Origin of the sequence: Bradyrhizobium sp. AUGA SZCCT0222 (genome assembly GCF_018130205.1) — a bacterium.
Lineage (GTDB): Bacteria > Pseudomonadota > Alphaproteobacteria > Rhizobiales > Xanthobacteraceae > Bradyrhizobium.
In genome coordinates, this window is sequence record NZ_JAFCLX010000008.1 from 53,476 (window position 1) to 72,211 (window position 18,736).

Sequence of the window (18,736 nt, forward strand, 5' to 3'; positions counted from 1 at the left end):
TATCCAAACGACAAAATTGATATCGCTGGTGATATGGCACTCGAGCTCAGGCATTTCCGCTATTTCGTGGCTGTGGCTGAGGAAGGCCACATCACGCGAGCTGCCGAGAGGCTGGGCATGCAGCAGCCACCTCTCAGTCAGCGCATTCGCTTCATCGAAGATGAGCTTGGTGCGCAACTCTTTTTAAGACGCGCGCGCGGCGTAGAGCTAACTCAGGCGGGCCGTGCATTTCTGGAAACCGCCCGATCGATGCTCAGCCAGTACGAAGGCGCCTATGAGACCGTGCGGCGCGCGGCGCGCGGCCAGACAGGGCGTCTGTGTGTCGGAGCTACGCCGACGAGTGCGTTCCATCCCATCGTGCCGCTGGCGATCCGCTCATTCCGCGACGAGTTTCCCCAGGTCAACCTGACATTGGAAGAGCGCTTGCCCGTCGAGTTGATCAGAGGTCTTCAGGAGAAGAACATCGACGTTGCCTTCTTACGGGCCGAGACGTTCGTGGAGGCCGAGCTTTCCGTCAAACCTTTGTTGGCCGAGCCGATGATCGTCGCTCTGCCAACCGGACACAAACTTGCTTGCGGCAACGGCGCAATCGCGCTGAGAGATCTGGCGCGGGATGCGTTCATCGTCTATGCGCGTCAGACAGGCCCTGCATTCTTCGAGGCAACGATCGCGGCGTGCCGCGACGCCGGCTTTTCTCCCACGCTTGGACAGGAAGCCCCTCGGGTCACGTCAGCCCTGAACCTGGTGGCCGCGGGGTTAGGTGTGTGTGTTGTGCCGGCCTCCGTCAGACGGATGGCAATGGAGGGTATCGTCTACCATCCGCTCAAGGGATCGGGGCAGTTGAAAGCGCCAATCAATATCGTCTCCCGCCGCGGCGACTCGGCAGCTGTCGTCCGCAACTTCCTGAACTCGATCAGGAGAGCGAAGGGGACGCTCGCAGACCCGCAATAACCGCTTTGGGTCAAATGGCGGCATCTTCGGAATGTCCGCTTCTGGCAGATTTTGTTGCAAAAGTCGGCTGCTACCGATGGATTGTTCGGCCATTTTGCTAATGACCACCGGCTTTGATCCGCCGGCCCTGACGCTCTCTACGCAACTCTAACGCTACGCGATGCACAGAGCCTGAGCGGGTGGTGGACGAGCGACCAGCGACGCGGGCCGCCGCAGGTTCTGGGCGATGGCGGCCAGAACAAACTCGTCCAGGGCACCTCGTGGACCACGCAATCGAAGCCGACCGAGCTTCAGGATACGCTTCAGGTGTGCGAACCGCATCTCGATCTTCTTACGCTCACGGCGTGACTGTTCGAAGGCTTCAGTGTCCGGAAGCGAACGGGCAACGTCTCGGGAGTGTTCATGGATATCGCGCGGGATCTTGCGCGGTGGGTCTTTGGGGCAGCACTGCGGTTTAAGCGGTCACACATTGCAGTCGAGCTTGCGCGATCCAGAAGCGTCTTGCCCTCCGGGATAGCGTCCGCGATACCGAGCCTGCAGAACCAGCGATAGGTCAAGTTCACCTGTACTTCACGGCAGATCAGCCGCTCCGAGCGGATCGCAAACACATACCCCACGACCAGCATCCGGATCATCAGTTCCGGATCGATCGACGGGCGACCCATCGACGAATAGTGAGGTGCACGTTCGCTGCGTAGCCAGGATAGATCGAGAGCAACATTCCGCACTAGGTGAGGGAACCGCGTCGCCAAGATGAAACTCGTAGAACAGTTGACCTTGGTCACTCTTCAGACGGCCCGATCATGGATCGACCCTACCGAGAATCGCGTCAACACAACGGAATCACGCTTCACGGCCTGTCTCAACTGACTTTTGCAACAAAATCGGCACAAAAAGGACACCGCAGAGTTGGCGGCCAATGTTCGATGTTGAGGGCACAGCGGACATCCTTGGACCGCTATAAATTTCCCAGAAGTGACACGCCCGTTCGACGGGCCCTCAACACCTCAGTCGCGATCGCAACCAGATCGACAGACCAAAGAAACTCCCTGTTACGTTGCGAGGATAGCCCTGTTAGGCCAAAAAAATTCCCTGTTAATTGGAGTGGGGAATTGACCCAGAAAACGGCTGACGTGCAGCGTTTCTGACTACTTGCCATGTCTCCTAGCCTCCAAAACCGCTAGATTCCCTGTAAAACTCCCTGTTAGCAAGGGAATCTGCGCGGAGACAGGTGCGATCAGCACTGCGTCGCCAGCCAGCCCCAACACTCTGAATTATCTACCGAAATGGCTTTGTTGTCGCGCAGGCTCTGAATGCATTTGGAAATGGTTTTCGCCCGCCATTTGGAAATTATGTGCTGCTTTCGTTTTCATCGGAAGCCCCAGCAGCTTGTTGAACGCAGAGTTGCTACTCGGCGCTCAGGCTGAACCAACGTTACGTAGTGCGCTGAGGGCTGCGCGTGGAACGCTAGCTCGTTGCGGAGCGATCTCGAACGGCGGCGCTGCCTTACGAAGTCGTGCGGCCAGACATTACCGGCATAGACAGTGCAGCAAGCGTCCGTCCCACTTGGTCAAAGCAGCTGGCATACGACGCGGCCAATGGCGCCGAACGGATCTGTTACATGGCCTGGGCATTACTTGGAATCGCTGGCGCTCTCGAAATCGCATTCGCCCGCTGGCCTGCCGTCAGCGGGCCACCAACGGTACGTAGTGTTCGAGTTCGGGGTCGGGGAAATGTACCGTCTGGCCGAGTTCCGCGGAGCGATAGAGTCCCATCAGCATTTCCATCACGCCGACGCCGTCATGAAAGGTTTCCGCGGGGCTCAGCCCGCGCCTGAACGCTTCCACCATGTGTCGGTTCTCGTCGGTATAGCCGTAGATGCCGGCCTCGTCTTCGACCACCGGCATCAGGCCCTGCTCGGCATTCTGCTTCTCGACGAGATCCTCGCCCTCCGATCCGGTAACCGCGCGCGAGAGAAACACCTTGAGACCGGTCGAGAGCGACGAGAATTCCATCGAATATTCGGGGCCGAGCAGCTCAAGCTGGATGCGCAAGCCGGCGCCGACATAGGCCCATGACGTCGTCGCTTCGATCATCAGCTGATGGCCATCGGCGTCCTCCATCGCAAGGATGCCGCGCGCGAAGTCCTCGACCGGGCGTTTGGCGAAATCGATGCCCATCCGCGTCTTCAGGTCGGCCGCATAGCGTGGCCGCGTCCATTTCAGGTTGGCCGTCGTCGCACTTGCGCTTACCAGCCGCAGGCTGTCGCGGGTCGCGCCCGGCGCGGTCAGCATGAAGCGCGCGACTTCGACTGAATGACACATCATGTCGGAGAGCACGCCGCCACCTTGCCTTTCGCCTTGCCAGAACCAGGGCTCGTGCGGGCCGGAATGTTCCTCCGCCGCACGGGCCAGATAGGGCCTTCCGCCCTGCGGCACGGCGCGCCGCCAAATGATGTCCTTGCCGCGCATCACCGCGGTCGAGAACAACTGGTTCTCCAGATAACCATGCAGCAGGCCTGCATCCTCGACGAGCGCGAGCATTTCGCGTGCCTCGGCGAGCGTGCGGGCGAGCGGCTTTTCGCAAGCGACGGCGCGCAGCGGCGCGCCGGCTTTCGCCACGCGATGGATATCGCGCATAATGTCGAGGCGGGTGTCGTTCGGCGTCAGCAGCCAGAGCGCATCGACCTCGCCCGACATCGCCATCGCTTCGATGCTGTCGAACACATGCGCCTGCCCAAGGCCGAGACTGCGCGCTTTATCGGCGATGCGCGTGCGCCGCTCGACCGAGCGGCTGTAGACGCCGCCGATGCTGACGTTGCGCACGCCGACCATGGATTGCAGATGGAAGGCGGCGATGAAGCCGCTGCCGATGAGGCCGACGCGCAGCATCGGGAGTTCCGTGAGCTTCGGCATATCAGAGACCTCTCCTTCAATGGCGTACGTCGTCGTGTAGGGCGTCAGGTGATACGAGCGGTGCCTTGCGCTGCCGGCCGGGGATGGCGGCCAGCAGCGCCTGAGTATAGGGATGCTCCGGCCGGCTCAGCAGGTCTGCGGTGGGCCTGATCTCGACGATTTCGCCAAGCCGCATCACCGCGATCCGATCGCAAACCTGGGCCGCGACATTGAGGTCATGGGTGATGAACAACATCGCCAGCCGCAGCCGCGTTTTCAAGGTCTCGAGCAGCGCGAGCACCTGGGCCTGGACCGAGACGTCGAGCGCCGACACCGGCTCGTCGGCCACCAGCACGTCGGGGTCGAGCGCCAGCGCGCGCGCAATGCCGATCCGCTGCCGTTGCCCGCCCGAGAATTCATGCGGGAAACGCTGCATCGCGCTCGGGTCGAGGCCGACCAGCGTCAGCAGCTCCTCGGCACGCGCAAAGGCCTGCGCCGCCGGGACGCCATGGGCGATCGGCCCGTCGGCGATGATCCGCCCGACGCGGCGACGCGGATTGAGCGAGGTGAATGGATCCTGGAACACCATCTGGATATGCTTGCGCGCGGCCCGCAGACCAGCCCCGCGCGCTTGCGTGAAATCCAGTTCGCCGACGCGCACGACGCCCGCATCGGCGTCGGTCAGCCGCATCACGAGCCGGCCGATCGTGCTCTTGCCTGAGCCTGATTCCCCGACAAGGCCGAGCGTTTCGCCGCGCCGGATTTCGAAGTTCACGCTCTTCGCAGCCGCGACCTCGCGCTGCGAGCTGAACCAATTGTTGCCGCGATAGGTCTTCGCAAGGCCGGTTGCCGCGCAGGCGACCGGCGCGTCCTCGACCGCAGCGCGCACCGGCGGGGTCAGGCCAGGCACCGCGGCGAGCAGCCGGCGCGTATAGGGATGCTGCGGACGTTCGAGCACATCCGCGACCGAACCCTGCTCGACGACGCGCCCTTTCTCCATCACTGCGACGCGGTCGGCAATGTCGGCGACGACGCCGAAATTGTGGGTGATGAACAGCACGGCCATGCCACGCCGCTGCTGGATGTCGCGGATCAACCGTAGAATCTGTGCCTGGGTGGTGACGTCGAGTGCGGTGGTCGGCTCATCCGCCACCAGGATCGACGGTTCGAGCGCCAGCGCCATCGCAATCATGGCGCGTTGACGCTGCCCGCCTGAGAGCTGATGCGGGTAGCTGTTGATGATCCGGTCCAGATCGCGCAGCCCCACTTCCTCGGCGAGCGCGCGCGTGCGGGCGCGCCGCTCGGCATGCGCGAGGTGCCCATGTGCCTCGAACGCCTCCATGATCTGGTCGCCGATCCTGATCACCGGATTGAGTGCCGTCATCGGTTCCTGGAAGATCATCGCGATGCGCCGCCCGCGCAATGTCCGCCACTCGGCTGCCGGCAATTTCAGCAAATCGCGTCCCTCGAAGCGAATTGCGCCCGCGACCGGTCGAATATCGTTCGGCAGCAGGCCCATCACCGCGGAAGCGCAGACCGTCTTGCCGGAGCCGGATTCACCGACGACGCAAAGGATCTGCCGCGGGTGCAGCGCGAGCGAGACCGCCTCGACGGCAAAGGCTCGATCGGCGTCGGCGGGCAGTGCCAGTGTCAGCTGCTCGATCGACAGAATCGCATCTTCCGCCACCGTCTCGCTCATGGCGTCCGGCCTGACATCATTTGCTCCATCCTGGTCACGCCGCCAGCGCGATGCCGTCCTTGCGATGGTCTGACGCACCATACATGACGCCGCTGATGGGATCGACCTGCACCGCCTGGAAACCGCCAAGCGGCTCGTCCGCCCACGTCACACGATGGCCGCGTCCGATCAGATCGTCAGCCACCGAGCCGGACACCGTCGGTTCGAGCGACAGCGTGCCGTCAAAGGCGAAGCTGCGCGGCGCGTCCGAGGATTGCTGGATGTCGAGGCCGCAGTCGAGCACCCCGCTCAGGATCTGCATGTGTCCCGCGGCCTGATATTGTCCGCCCATCACGCCAAATGCCATGACGGGTTTACCGTCCTTCGCGAGCAAGCCCGGAATGATGGTGTGAAAGGGACGCTTTCCCGGCGCGATGGCGTTGGGATGGCCTTCCACGAGACGGAAGCCCGAGCCGCGATTGTGCAGCAGCACGCCCGAACGGGGAGCGTAGATGCCGCTGCCGAAGGCGAAGAACAGCGAGTTGATGAAGGACACCATGTTGCCGTCGCGATCGGCGACCGCAACATAGGCGGTGTCACGATGGACGGGCATCTCAAAATCCGCCGGGGCGCTGGCGCGCTTCGTGCTGATGGTGGCGCGCAACGCGGTGATCGAGGAGTCCGACAGCAGCGCCTCGACATCGAGCGGATGGAAGGCCGGATCGGCGACCAGTGCGTCGCGTTGCCGGTAGGCCGCTTTGGTCGCCTCGGCAAGGAGATGAATGCGGTCCGCTTCGCCGAGCGCCGGGTCGGCCATGTCGAAGCCGGCGAGGATGCGGGCGATCAGCAGCGCCGCGACGCCCTGTCCGTTGGGTGGACATTGCCAGACCAGATGACCGCGATAGTCGGCGCTGATGGGCGCAACGTACTCCGATCTGGCGTTTGCAAGATCTTCGAGCTGCATCAGTCCGCCGAGCGCCCTCAACGTTGCCACGATCTCTTCGGCGACGGCGCCTTCGTAGAACGCGGCGCGTCCCTCGCGCGCTATTCGCCGCAGCGTTGCACCGAGTGCAGGATGGATGAGTTTGCCGCCGATATCAGGCGCAACGCCACCAGGCAGATAGACCGGGACGCCTGTCTGATGTCTTTCGATGCGGTCGGCATAGCGCGCCCAATCGAGCGCGGAGCGGGGAGGGACCACGAAGCCGTTCTCGGCCGCGCGGATCGCCGGCGCCAGAATCTCATCCAGTCCTTTCGAGCCATAATCGGCGGCAAGCCGGCACCAGGCGTCGACCGCTCCCGGAACGGTGACGGCATGGGGCGAATCGTCAGGGATCGACATCAGCCCCTGTTGCCGGAACCAGCCGAGCTCGGCCTTCGCTGGTGCTCTGCCTGAGCCGTTGATTGCGACAGGCTGGCCCGAGGCCGGAGCATAAATCGCAAAACAGTCGCCGCCGATGCCGGTCATGTGCGGATCGATGACGCCCTGGAGAGCGATCGCGGCGATGGCGGCGTCGACGGCGTTGCCGCCGCTGCGCAGGATGTCGATGGCGGCGAGCGTGACCGCGGGATGAGAGGCCGCGGCCATGCCGCGGTCACCCACCGCCAGCGAGCGTCCCGGCACCATGAAATCGCGCTGCCGCCAGCTCATGCCGTTCTCCGATTGTTGTTGTGAGGCCGGTTGGCGAGCGCTGCGGCGGCCGCTTCGTCGCAAAGGACATGAACATTGTCGTGCAGGCGGAGCGCGGAGGCGGGACAAGCCGGCCCGATTGGACCTTCAATGGCGGCTGCGAGGGCGGCCGCCTTCTCTGATCCGGTTGCTATCAGCAGGATGCTGCGCGCTTCCAGGATTGTCGCAATCCCCATCGTGATCGCACGCTCGGGAACCGATGCGAGATGAGGAAAATTGCCGGCATTCGCGATGCGGGTGGCTTCGTCGAGCTTGATCTCGCGGGTGCGTGACGCAAAATCCGAACCCGGTTCGTTGAAGCCGATGTGGCCGTTGGCCCCGATGCCGAGCAGCAGCAGGTCGATGCCACCGGCAGCCGCAATCAGCGCCTCATAGCGGGCCGCCTCGGCGGCGATGTCGCCGGCCATGCCGTCGGGAATTCTCGCCCGTCCGGCTTCCATGTCGACATGCCCGAACAAATGCTCTTGCATATAGCCATGGAAGCTTCCCGGCGATTGCGGCGCAACGCCGACAAATTCATCGAGGTTGAAGCTGGACACCGCCCTGAATGAGACATCGCCGGCGCGTGTAGCGGCGACGAGGCGGGCATAGACCGGTCTCATCGTTGCGCCGGTCGCAAAACCAAGTGTGACCGCGTGCTCGTTGCGCAGCCGGGCAACGATGTGCGCAGCCGCGCGTTCCGCGACGGCGGTGGCATTGCCCACAATCTCGATTTGCGGCGCGTGCTGTCTCATGCCGCGACATCCGAAGCTGTGAAGGGCAGGGCCAGCGGGCTCGCATCCTTGCCGATGCCAAACAGCGCGCGGTGCACGTGGTCGATCGCGCTGCCGATCGCGCCGATCAGCGTGGCGCGATTGCCGAGTGCGCTGAGTTCGATCCGAACCGGCTCGCGCGTGCAGCGTCCGAGATGCGCATCGATTCGGAGCTTCAATTCAGGACGCGCGCCGATGCTGCCGCCCATGATGATGATCTCGGGATCGAGCATGCTATGCACGGCAAGAATTGCCGTCGTGATGACCCGGCCGACCTCGTCGATGGTGATCCGCGCAGCCTCATCGGTCTCGAGCCGATCGAAGACGTCGCGCACAGTGCTGCCGGATGCGCCGCCGAGTCCGGTGTAGCGCTCGATGATGCCTGCGCTGCCGACGGCGGTTTCCAGGGTGCCGAGCCGTTGGCCACGCGCATCATAGGGGTCTCCGCCGAGCGGCAGGTAGGCGATTTCGCCGGCCGCGCCACGTGCGCCGCGGATAAGATGGCCATTCGCGAAGATGCCCATGCCGATGCCGGTGCCGAGGGCGATAAAGGCGAAGGTGCGGGCTTTGCGGCTATTGCCACGCCAATGCTCCCCGATTGCAGCAAGATTGACGTCGTTCTCGATGCCGATGTCGATGCCGAGCCGGGCGCGCAGCGCGGCGCGCACGTCCAGGCTGTCCAGTCCGGCGATGTTGGGCGCGATCACAATGCCGCCCGACGCCGGCTCAATGATGCCGGGACTTCCCATCACGCCGCCGCGCAGACGTTGCGAGGACACACCGGCGCGCTCGAGCAGGGCGTCGGTCATGCGCCCGATCTGAGCGACGACAGCGGCGCCGCCATCGCCTGCAGTCGCTTCGATGCTCTCGGCGACGGTCACGCCCTGCAAGTCGGCAAGGGCGACGTGCAGTTTGGTGCCGCCCAGGTCGATGCCCAGCACGAAGGCCGCGTCTGGCCGCAGCGCATAGGTTACGGCGCTACGCCCCACGGTGCCCTGGATCTGCCCGTCTTCGTACACCCAGCCATCGCGTTCAAGTTCGCGCATCACCTCCGAGATGGTCTGCTTGGACAGGCCTGTGCTGCGGGCGATATCGGCGCGGGACACCGATCGATCCCGCAGCAGGCGCTCCACCACGAGGCGGACGGATTGCTGTCGCGCAACGGGCGAGGATGGAGAATCTTGCATGAAGCCAGTCCAATTAGTCAAGGTGACGAACTAATATCCTTGGTTGAATGGCGTCAAGGGGATTTTGTAATCGCATATGTGCTATTTCTCCCTCGAATGCTACGAAATACCGGGTAGTTTGTTCGCAATATTTACAAATAGAGTCGAACGTGCTTGCTTTGTCGTCCGACGGCAAGGCCATGGGAGTCCGATATGAGGCGTGCAGCTACGGTGTTGACGGCAATTTCGATGACCGCATTGGCTCTGGTCTCGGCCGAGGCGGCGACGCTGCGGGTTGGCCTTCAGGACGATCCCGATGCACTCGACCCGGCGGTCAGCGGCACCTATGCCGGCCGTTTTGTGTTCGCGGCGCTGTGCGACAAGCTTGTCGACATCTCGCCCGACCTCAAGATCGTACCGCAGCTCGCCGAGGCCTGGGAGTGGGCTCCGGATGGCAAGTCGATCACCTTCGCCCTGCGCAAGAACGTCACCTTTCATGACGGTACCGCGTTTGATGCGGCGGCGGTGAAGTTCAATATCGAGCGCATGAAGACCATGCCGGATTCCAAGCGCAAGGCCGAGCTGGCGCCGATCGCGAGCGTCGAGGCGCTTGCGACGGACAAGGTCAGGTTCAACCTGTCGGAGCCCTTCGTGCCGCTGCTCGCCAATCTCAGCGACCGGGCCGGCATGATGGTGTCGCCCAAGGCCGCCGGCGAGAAGGTCGGCGAATTCGCCGCGGCGCCGGTCTGCGCCGGTCCGTATCAGTTCGTCGAGCGCAAGTCGCGTGACCTCATTCGTGTCAAGAAATATCCTGGCTACTGGAATGCCGGGCAGATCGGTTACGACGAGGTCGTCTATCACTATGTGCCTGACTCAACCGTGCGGCTGTCGCGGGTGCGGGCCGGCGATCTCGACCTCGCCGAACGCGTCGCGCCGACCGACCTCAAAATCGTGCGTGAAGACGCCAACCTCGCTTTGCATTCCGGCCAGGGACTTGCCGTCGCGCATCTGATGTTCAATGTCGGCGCGGGAGCGAAGGCCGACACGCCGCTCGGCAAGAACGCGACGCTCCGCCAGGCTTTTGAGCTGGCGATCGATCGCAACGTCATCAACCGCGTCGCCTTCAACGGGGAGTTTCTGGCCGATAATCAGATGATCCCGCCGTCGTCTCCGTTCTACGACCGCGCCCACAAGATCCCGGCGCGCGATGTGGCGAAGGCCAAGGCGATGATCGCTGCTGCCGGCATGACCCGAGTGCCGGTCGAACTCCAGTACGAGAACACGGCCGGCGATACCCGTGTCGCGCAAATCATGCAGTCGATGGCGGGTGAGGCGGGCTTCGATGTCAAGCTGTTGCCGATGGAGTCGGCTACGGCGATCGAGCGCTATATGAATGGTAATTTCGAAGCCTATATCGGCAACTGGAGTGGCCGTGCCGACCCGGATCCGACACTGATTGCTTTTTTCAGTTGCGCCGGCTCGCAGAACGTCAACAAATATTGCAACAGGGATCTCGATGTGATCTTGACCGAGGCCCGCGGTGAGGCCGACGAAGCCAAACGCAAGGCGCTCTACGTCAAGGCTACGGACATCTACCTCACGGCGCTATCGTCGATTCCCCTCTACCATCCAAACTGGTTCTTTGCGGCACGCAAATCGGTTGGCGGCATCGTCATGGTACCCGACGGGCTGCTGCGCCTTACTGGCGTCAAGCCTGCGAACTGACGCGCAACGCCTGGCGCGCGTCGGCGCGCCGGCCAAGTGAGGAACTGACTGCCAAGATGAAGACACTGCTTCTGCGCCGGCTCGGCGTCTCACTGCCGACATTGTTGCTGGTGTCGATGATGGTGTTCGGCCTGCAGAAGCTGCTGCCCGGCGATCCGGCGTTGGCGCTGGCCGGCGAAGAACGCAACCCGGAGGTCGTCGAGTATCTTCGGCAGAAATATCGCTTCAATGATCCGGTTCCGGTGCAATACGTCGTCTGGCTGAAAGGCGTGGTGCAGGGTGACTTCGGTACCTCGGTGCGCACCCGGCTGCCGATCGGCACCATGCTGGTTGAAAAGCTGCCGGTGACCATCGAACTCGCGATCCTGTCGATGCTGGTTGCGCTCCTGCTCGGGCTGCCGATCGGAATCTTCGCGGCGCTGCGGCGCGGAACGCCGTTCGATTACGGTGCCAGTCTGTTCGGACTGGCTGGCCTGTCGATTCCGCATTTCTGGCTGGGGATCATGATGATTCTGGTGTTCTCGGTGAATCTCGGCTGGTTGCCGGCCGGAGGGTTTGTTTCGCCTTTCGAAAGCGTGGGGCGCAACCTGCTTTCAATGCTGATGCCTGCCCTGGTTCTCGGCACCGGCACCGCCGCCATCATGATGCGCCATGTCCGCAGCGCGATGATCCTGGCGATGAAGCAGGATTATGTGCGTACCGCCCGCGCGAAGGGTGTCCGCGATCGCACAATCGTGCTGCGCCATGCGCTGCCGAACGCGCTGATTCCGGTGGTGACGCTGGGCACGTTGCAATTCGGCGAATTGCTGGCTGGCGCGGTGCTGACAGAGCAGGTTTTTTCCATACCCGGTTTTGGCAAGATGATCGTCGATGGCGTGTTCAGCCGCGATTATGCCGTGGTCCAGGCCGTGGTGCTGTGCACGGCGGCCGTGTTCCTGTTGATGAGCCTGATTGCCGACGTCGCCTATGTGCTGCTCAATCCGAGGCTCAGGTCATGAGTTCGATTGAGACGGCGCCGGTTGCAAGTCGGGTGCGCGCAGCCGGTTCTCCGGAGATTCGCCGCCTGTTGCGCGAGCCGTCCGCCGTGATCGGGGCTACGATCATTCTGTTCTTTGCCGTGCTTGCGGTGTTTGCCTCGTGGATCGCGCCCTACGATCCAAATGCGCCGGACTGGATGGCTATACGCGCGGCTCCCAGTGCAGCCCACTGGTTCGGCACCGACGATCTCGGCCGTGATGTACTGTCTCGCGTCATCTTTGGCACGCAGGCTTCGCTTGGAGCCGGTATGGTCTCTGTGACCGTCGCAGTTCTGATCGGCCTGCCGTTTGGTCTCGTCGCCGGCTATTTTGGCGGCCTCGCTGACATGGTGATCTCGCGCTTCGCCGATGCGCTGCTGGCTTGCCCCTTCCTGGTGTTGGCGATTGCGCTGGCTGCATTCCTGGGCCCCAGTCTCCAGAATGCGATGATCGCCATCGGCATTTCCGCCGTACCGGTTTTCGTTCGTGTCGCGCGTGCCGAAACACTGGTCGTCGGCACCGAGGATTACATCGCGGCGGCCCGTGCCCAAGGCCTCGGCGATCTCGCCATCCTGACCGGACAGGTGCTGCCGAATGTGCTTGCGCCGACGATCGTGCAGGCGACGCTCACCATGGCGATTGCGGTCCTGGCCGAGGCGAGCCTTGCCTTCCTGGGGCTTGGCCAGCTGCCTCCGGCCCCGTCATGGGGCGCCATGCTTGATGTCGCCAGGCAGTTTCTCAGCGAGGCGCCATGGATGGCGTTCTGGCCCGGGCTCGCGATCATCGCCCTCGTAATCGGCTTCAACCTGATGGGTGACGGCCTGAATGATGCTCTCAATCCCAGGCACTAGATGCGGGTTTTCGATTTGCTTCCTCCTTCGGACCCGTCGCTTGATGACATATCAGAATTCGGCGGCATGGTTACAGGCGCCGCGGATTTCATTCGCCTCCTGATGCGGACTTGACGTTCGGATCCCAGCGGCTTGTCACTTGCCGCCTTCGTTCGGGGGCGTTGACGCGGTGGATCGCAGGCCATGAATGGTCAATTCGATCTGGTCGTATCCGAGACGCGCGGCGCTGCGTTAACGGTTGTTTATTGAAAGCTCCCAAGCAGCATGGCAAGACGGTGCGGGCGACGCAGCCGATTTTGGACCAATTGTTCGGTCGTGGATCTCGACTTTTACAACGGCCATCGTCCGCATTCGGGCCTTGACGACCGCACCCCGGATCAAGCCTACTTCGATCTTCCTCCGCTCAGCGCGGCGGCCCAACCCTGCCAGAGGCTTCACCTATCGACGCGGAAAATCTATTCAGCCGGGACCACTTCATTTTGCCGAGTTGCCGGATGGCTGCAACGCCGGAGAAAGCGGCATGGTGTTATAGACGCTGATGCGACCTGCTTCGCTGTGAAGGAATGTTGTGGTGACCGCGTCGGAATATAATCGCGCGGCGGTCGCGCTCAACCGATCGGCCGACAACAGCGCCCCCGTCGCGACCAATGCGGACGACAAAGCGTTGAACAACCCCTGAGAGGCGATCGGATCGAACGCCATCGCCGCATCGCCCACTGCGATCCACCCCTCGCCCGCAGCCTCCGAGAGGACGCATGCGGATGCGTCCTCGCTGCGCAGCGCGTCTCCAGCTGGCGTCCCGGAGGCGCGGATGCGCCATGTCTGCACACGACCTCGCGGTCCACGGATGCGGTAGGACCAGGTCGGTCCATCGCTGCGGTAATCGAGCCACAAAGCGGAGTCGGCGGTCGCGTCGACAGCCGCATCCTCGACCAGTTCGGCAACCATGCGATCCCGGGCAGCCACGCGCGCACCCAGGCGCCGCGCGATCGCGCCGGCGCGGCCCGTGGCATCGACGACGATTTCCGCACGGACGAACTTCGTCGTGGCGCTATCGCTCGCACGACAGATGACGCCGCGGTCCGGCGTGACGCCGATTGCGCGCAGCCCCCAGAACGTAACCCCGGCAGCGACAGCCTCTTCACGAAGACGCGCGTCGAAACGTGCGCGATCGACCACATGGCCAACACGGCAGGGATGACGCAGGAAGTCCTCGTAGTCCAGTTCGCCCGAGCGGCGCGTTCGCCGAATGCCGAGACACCCTCGGGCAATCGCCGGATCGTCAAGCAAATGTTCAAGTCCTAGCGCCGCGACGGTGACAAGCGACGCCGGGGCAAGAAGCTCGAGACGAGTCGTCGGAGCGGCGCCGGAATCTGCAACGACAACCGTGCGGCCCTTGAGAGCCAGCAGTCGTGCGGCGGTCAAGCCGGCAGGCCCCGCGCCAACCACGAGACAGTCGGTGCGCAGCTCCTCCAAGGTCAGATCTCGCCCTGGCGGTAGGTTCGCTTTGGCGGCGGAGCTGTCTTGCGAGCGGCGCGCCGCTGCGCCAAGCCCGCTGTCGCCTGCGGCGAGAACAGGCTCTCCATGTTTTCGACGGCGTGGTACTTCGGATCGGTCGTGACATCGATCGGGACGCCGTTATCGCTGCGTCCCTGCTCGACGCGCACGTCCTGCACCGGCAAAGATGCAGGAGCGTTCTTCACTGGCAACACCATGCCGAGCTCAGACCATTCCGCAATCATGTTCGACAGGCGGTCATTGTAATCGTTGCCGCGCACGTCGCGCAGCCAATCGACCCGGTTCATCAGGTGCTTGAAGGTCTGCTGTTGGGCTGCCTGACCGAGAGGTGCGATGGCGGCCGCACGCAGATAGTTTCCGTCTGCCAGAACCTGATCCGGTGCACGCGGTCCCCAGAACGTCGGCGTCGACAGGAACGTCGACGGGAAATAGTCGGCCGCTGAATTGCACGAGGTATGATCGGTCTGCCACGGCACGCCGAGGAAGCGGGTGAGGCAGCCTGCAGCAACACCATCGTGTGGACCGTTTGCGCCGGTGCAGACCGCCGGCGTGAGAGCACTCCCGAAGTCCTGCCGCGCCGGTTGCTCGCCGGCCAGGATTTTCAGACGATACGCCGACGTCCACATCAGCGGAACCCGCATCACCCATGTCATCTCCATCGCGGGATGGAATGGGCCGCCGAGACAATCGTGCAAAGGCGCACGCTCGAGATGCTCCACCTGGATCTCAGGAGGCAGGGCAGAAAAGCTCTGCTGCCGTGCCGGTGCATTCGACCCATCGGCGTCAAATGTTCCAGCAGCCCAGCGCTTGAGATGCGCATACTGGGTCTTTGTCACGGCAAGCAGCGAATTCGGTGGCTTCGGCGGATTGCCGAAAAACTCGTCGACGGCATCGCCGAAGACCTGCGGGATCTGATCTTCGATCAGCGCGCCGCCGGCACCCGGATCGCGAAACAACGCCAGCACGGCGGTGCGCCACGCCGCATTCGCAGGAGACGCGTCGTTGAGCTTCGCGACGACTTGCGCATTCTGCGCGTCGAGTGGTGAGCCAAAGCCATGAACGACGAAGAGCCCATGGTTGACCCATTGCAGTCCGGTCAGGCGCTGAAACACCGGCAGCACGTCATTGGTGAATGAGGTCTTGACGGGTTGTGGAATCCATCCCTTGTCGTAGAAGACTTCCCGCACCACGTCGTCCATCGTCACGAGACCGAACAGGCCCGGCGCGTAATTCGGCGGCGTGACGCAGACGTAGCCGGGCTCCGCATCGATCGGTGTGTGCCCCGGGAATGTCACTTGGGCCCGCACCGGCCCATCGCTGACGTCATCGTGCCAACCTGGATTGTTGGCGAATGTGAGGGGGCGTGTCCCGCTGCGGAATGGGCGCGAGACTCCGTTGCCGCCGAGGAAGATCAGCCGTCCGTCGCCGTCGGTGCGAAGCTCGCCGAGATAGACCGGCGAGGCCCAGAATGCGCCATCGTCCAGCCTGATCGGGCCGGCCTTCTGCCCCGCAATGCTTTTTGGGGCTGGCGTGATGTCGAGCTTCCACCTGCTGTCCGGCGAAACCAGATCGCGGTTTCGTCGCAACGCGTTCTGGCTCAGCGGGCCGAGGTCCATCGCCTGATTGAAATCGTACCAACCGGCCTTGAGGTTCGCGATGGTGACGCGCCACTCGATCCTCGCGGATGCGGCGGTCACCTCTTGCACGCTGCCGTCCTTCATATGGGCGTAGATGCGGAAGCGCGCGGCCTGCCGCTTGATCTCTCCGTTCGGGGTGCGGAAGTCCTCGACAAACCGAGCCGGCTGCTCCGGCATCGTGCCGGGCAAGGTCGGCGCGCCGCTGATAATTTCGGGGCCGATGACGTAGTCGTCGGCGCCCTGCGCATTGCCGACGCGGGCAACGCCGATGGGCGGATAGACTTTCAGCGCTGCAATTGCGTTGGGATCGATCATCGTCTGACCTCAAGATCAAAAGCGATTGTCCAAAAGCGAAGATGTTCGCACCAAAAGTGCCGCGAGGCATTAGCGCGGATGGTCCGGCTCCTCCATCGGCTGCCCGTTCAGGCTGCGCCTCACGGCGGCGGAGGCCGGATAGGAGATACGCCTTGCGTCGGCAATCGAGCCGAGGGGCCTGTTCTCGTACAAAGTCCGCCACGGCGAGAACGCGAGGCCCTCGCCATACGCGGCCTGACCCGCCTGATCGATGTCTTGCGCCGGAATATCCAGCCGGGCGACCGGCACGAAAGGAGAGATCGCCTCCTCCCACCGCTCGGTTGCGCGATCGATGGGCGTGACACTGTTGTCAACGAATGACTGCGCTTCCATCACGAAACTGATCGCGCCGGCCTTGAGCCGCACCTTTAGATCCTCAGCGAGGTAGATCGGAGACGGGCCCGGCGCGGCGGTCTGCACCGGTTGTGCGGCGATGAGACGATATTTGACGATCTCCTCGCCCGCCGCGTATGGAAGTGTGCTGTAATAGCGCGCCGCCGCGAGACTTTTTTCTTCCTTCGCCATCTCATTCAGGATCAGCAGCGACCGCTTGTGGATCGCGGTGAAAGCATCCGTTTCGTCTTCCGACGATATCGCCGCCATCTCCTGCGCGTTGTCGACGAAAAAGATGTCGCTGTTCTGGAAGATCAGGTCGGCCGTAGACGCGAGCGGATTGTCGGTTGCCAGCGTCGGGCCTTTGACCTCGAACAGCTTGAGCGCGAAGCCGAGCGTATTATTCTTCTGATCCGGAACGTTTGGCGGCACGTCGCTGGACCAGCGCATCCAGACGTCATAGGGGCCGCCTTGCCACAGCCCCTTGCGAAACTTCGGTGGGCACTCGTTCGCGACTGTCAGCTTGCCCTTCGCGACGCCGTGCTGTTTGCGGAAGACGGCCCGTTCGGCGGGCTTCTCGCCTCGCTCGATCCGCCGCCTCTGAAATTTGTCGATGAACGAGGCGCGGATGTCCTCGATCGGCTCGATCACCGAGCGTGGCGGCACTGTGCTCTGCGGAGCGGCCGCCGCGCCGAGCCCGCGCGACTGAAAACGATGCAACATCGAATGTCCTCCTGGGGTCACGCAAATCGTTCGTCGCGGAACTTACTGCGCCGGAGCCGTTCGCATCCGGCACCGGCGACAGGCTACGTCAACCGTGCTGCGTCGAAATGACCGACCAGCGGGAGCTTGGCTTGATTCAATTATAGCGAGTACTATAATATCAATGTAGACCTGAAGTCCACACGACAAAGCGAAGCTGCGCTCGTGTTGCGGGTCATGAAAGCCGGGACAACACCATGTGCATGATGTGCGTGAATCACGGCTCGGGCGTTCCCAGACTAAAACCTCGCAAGCGCCGCGCGCTCGGCCTTGCTCAGCCAGGGGCCGGCGTGGAGGTGCGCGGCGTCGAGATCGTCCAGTGCGTTCAGGACGTGACGAACTCGGTGCCGCTGGTCGCCGATAAGGCGACGCTCGTTCGCCTCTATCTTGACCCGACCTCGGTGTCGCAGCCCGGCCAGATCACCGCTGAGATTGCGTGGAGCCGGAGCGGCGGAGGAGACACGTTCCTCCCGGCCATCAACTCGCTTCGGCTGGACCCAAGCTCGCCCTTCAGCCTCGGCGAACAGCGGGAGGACATCGACAAGAGCCTGAACTTCCGCCTGCCGGCCGCGGCCATCGGCGCGGGCATACTCAGCTTGCGCATCAGCCGCATCTTTCAGCCCGGAGGCAGTGAGCTTCCGGCGGCGGCGTTCAACATCGCGCCCGTAACATTCACGGCGGCGCCGCTGCTGCGCATTCGGGTGATCGGTCTTCGGTACAGGGTGGGCACGACAACCGTCACCCCCGCTGCGATCCACTTTTCGTATCTCAGGTCGTTTCTCAACCGTGCCTATCCCGTCGCCGCGCTCGAATGGTCCCACATGGTGGTGGACGCGGACTTTGCCGCACCGTTCGACGACTCGACCGTCGATCTCGCCAATGCGCAGATCGCCGCGCTGCGAAGCCGCGAGGTGAGCAGCGGCGTCGATCCGCGCACACACTATTACGGTCTCGTCGACGACAACGCGTCCAACAACTTCATGCGCGGAAAGGCATTCGCCATTCCGGGCACGCCCCAGCCGGACACCGTCGCTTCCGGACCCGCGGGCGTGCCGAACGGCTTTGCCGGCGATCGCGACGCGTCATACGCCGATTGGTACGGCGCTCACGAGCTCGGGCATACGTTCGGCCGGTTTCATCCGGGATTCCCTCCCGGCGCGCAGGATGCAAGCGATCCGACATTCCCTTATGAGAACGGTTGTATCAGCCGGCCGGACAACAAATATGTCGGTGTCGACACCGGAGATCACGAACTCGGTTTGGCGGCCGCTGCTTTGCCGGGGCTCACATATCACGATGTGATGACTTATGCGGACAACCAGTGGCTATCGGCGTATACCTATCAGGCGATACTCGCCCGGCTGCTGGAAGAGAATGCCCTCGGTTCGCCGGTCGCCTAGGAGGATCCG

At 63.2% G+C, this 18,736-nt stretch carries 13 protein-coding genes and 2 pseudogenes; 5 read left to right on the plus strand and 10 right to left on the minus strand.

Annotated features, from left to right (window positions below; all coding sequences use genetic code 11):
* Window positions 1–33 precede the first annotated feature (33 nt).
* The gene (locus JQ629_RS09300) at window positions 34–951 is read left to right on the plus strand and encodes a LysR family transcriptional regulator (RefSeq protein WP_212412399.1); all 918 of its coding nucleotides are present in this window, start codon (window positions 34–36) and stop codon (window positions 949–951) included.
* 153 nt (window positions 952–1,104) lie between these two features.
* On the opposite strand, the pseudogene JQ629_RS37870 reads toward JQ629_RS09300, so the two are convergent.
* The 7 genes and pseudogenes from JQ629_RS37870 to JQ629_RS09330 all read right to left on the minus strand — a co-directional run.
* Window positions 1,105–1,410: pseudogene (locus JQ629_RS37870) on the minus strand (transposase); the annotation flags it as partial.
* Between the two features lie 38 nt (window positions 1,411–1,448).
* Window positions 1,449–1,743, minus strand: a pseudogene (locus JQ629_RS37875) (transposase); the annotation flags it as partial.
* 893 nt (window positions 1,744–2,636) lie between these two features.
* Window positions 2,637–3,866 (minus strand): Gfo/Idh/MocA family protein, encoded by a 1,230-nt coding sequence (locus tag JQ629_RS09310; RefSeq protein WP_212412400.1) that lies wholly within the window; start codon window positions 3,864–3,866, stop codon window positions 2,637–2,639.
* 16 nt (window positions 3,867–3,882) lie between these two features.
* Entirely contained in the window at window positions 3,883–5,544 is a 1,662-nt protein-coding gene (locus JQ629_RS09315) for an ABC transporter ATP-binding protein (protein WP_212412401.1), read from the minus strand.
* Window positions 5,545–5,578: 34 nt separating this feature from the next.
* Window positions 5,579–7,174, minus strand: a complete 1,596-nt coding sequence (gene ggt, locus JQ629_RS09320) for a gamma-glutamyltransferase (RefSeq protein ID WP_212412402.1) — start codon at window positions 7,172–7,174, stop codon at window positions 5,579–5,581.
* Window positions 7,171–7,947 carry a glucosamine-6-phosphate deaminase gene (nagB, locus tag JQ629_RS09325; protein WP_212412403.1) on the minus strand — a complete coding sequence of 259 codons (777 nt, stop codon included), beginning with the start codon at window positions 7,945–7,947 and terminating at the stop codon, window positions 7,171–7,173. The genes ggt and nagB overlap by 4 nt, the downstream gene beginning before the upstream one ends.
* The gene (locus JQ629_RS09330; RefSeq protein ID WP_212412404.1) at window positions 7,944–9,152 is read right to left on the minus strand and encodes an ROK family transcriptional regulator; all 1,209 of its coding nucleotides are present in this window, start codon (window positions 9,150–9,152) and stop codon (window positions 7,944–7,946) included. The genes nagB and JQ629_RS09330 overlap by 4 nt, the downstream gene beginning before the upstream one ends.
* Window positions 9,153–9,344: 192 nt before the next feature.
* Here JQ629_RS09330 and JQ629_RS09335 point away from each other — a divergent pair, with 192 nt between their 5' ends.
* The 3 genes from JQ629_RS09335 to JQ629_RS09345 are packed head-to-tail and all read left to right on the plus strand — an operon-like array spanning window position 9,345 to window position 12,723.
* The gene (locus JQ629_RS09335; protein ID WP_212412405.1) at window positions 9,345–10,856 is read left to right on the plus strand and encodes an ABC transporter substrate-binding protein; all 1,512 of its coding nucleotides are present in this window, start codon (window positions 9,345–9,347) and stop codon (window positions 10,854–10,856) included.
* A 56-nt stretch (window positions 10,857–10,912) separates the two neighbouring features.
* A complete protein-coding gene (locus JQ629_RS09340; RefSeq protein ID WP_212268256.1) occupies window positions 10,913–11,854 on the plus strand; it encodes an ABC transporter permease in 942 nt (313 codons plus the stop codon).
* Window positions 11,851–12,723: an ABC transporter permease gene (locus JQ629_RS09345; protein ID WP_249134922.1), complete on the plus strand. Its 873-nt coding sequence runs from the start codon at window positions 11,851–11,853 to the stop codon at window positions 12,721–12,723. Before JQ629_RS09340 ends, JQ629_RS09345 begins: the two co-directional genes overlap by 4 nt.
* 474 nt (window positions 12,724–13,197) lie before the next feature.
* On the opposite strand, the gene JQ629_RS09350 is transcribed toward JQ629_RS09345, so the two are convergent.
* The 3 genes from JQ629_RS09350 to JQ629_RS09360 all read right to left on the minus strand — a co-directional run bounded on the left by JQ629_RS09350 (window position 13,198) and on the right by JQ629_RS09360 (window position 17,288).
* Window positions 13,198–14,199 carry an NAD(P)/FAD-dependent oxidoreductase gene (locus JQ629_RS09350; RefSeq protein ID WP_212412406.1) on the minus strand — a complete coding sequence of 334 codons (1,002 nt, stop codon included), beginning with the start codon at window positions 14,197–14,199 and terminating at the stop codon, window positions 13,198–13,200.
* 2 nt (window positions 14,200–14,201) lie between these two features.
* Entirely contained in the window at window positions 14,202–16,193 is a 1,992-nt protein-coding gene (locus tag JQ629_RS09355; protein WP_212412407.1) for a LodA/GoxA family CTQ-dependent oxidase, read from the minus strand.
* Window positions 16,194–16,262: 69 nt separating this feature from the next.
* A complete protein-coding gene (locus JQ629_RS09360; protein WP_212412408.1) occupies window positions 16,263–17,288 on the minus strand; it encodes a catalase family protein in 1,026 nt (341 codons plus the stop codon).
* A 236-nt stretch (window positions 17,289–17,524) separates the two neighbouring features.
* Here JQ629_RS09360 and JQ629_RS09365 point away from each other — a divergent pair, with 236 nt between their 5' ends.
* Entirely contained in the window at window positions 17,525–18,727 is a 1,203-nt protein-coding gene (locus JQ629_RS09365; RefSeq protein WP_212412409.1) for a zinc metalloprotease, read from the plus strand.
* Window positions 18,728–18,736 lie beyond the last annotated feature (9 nt).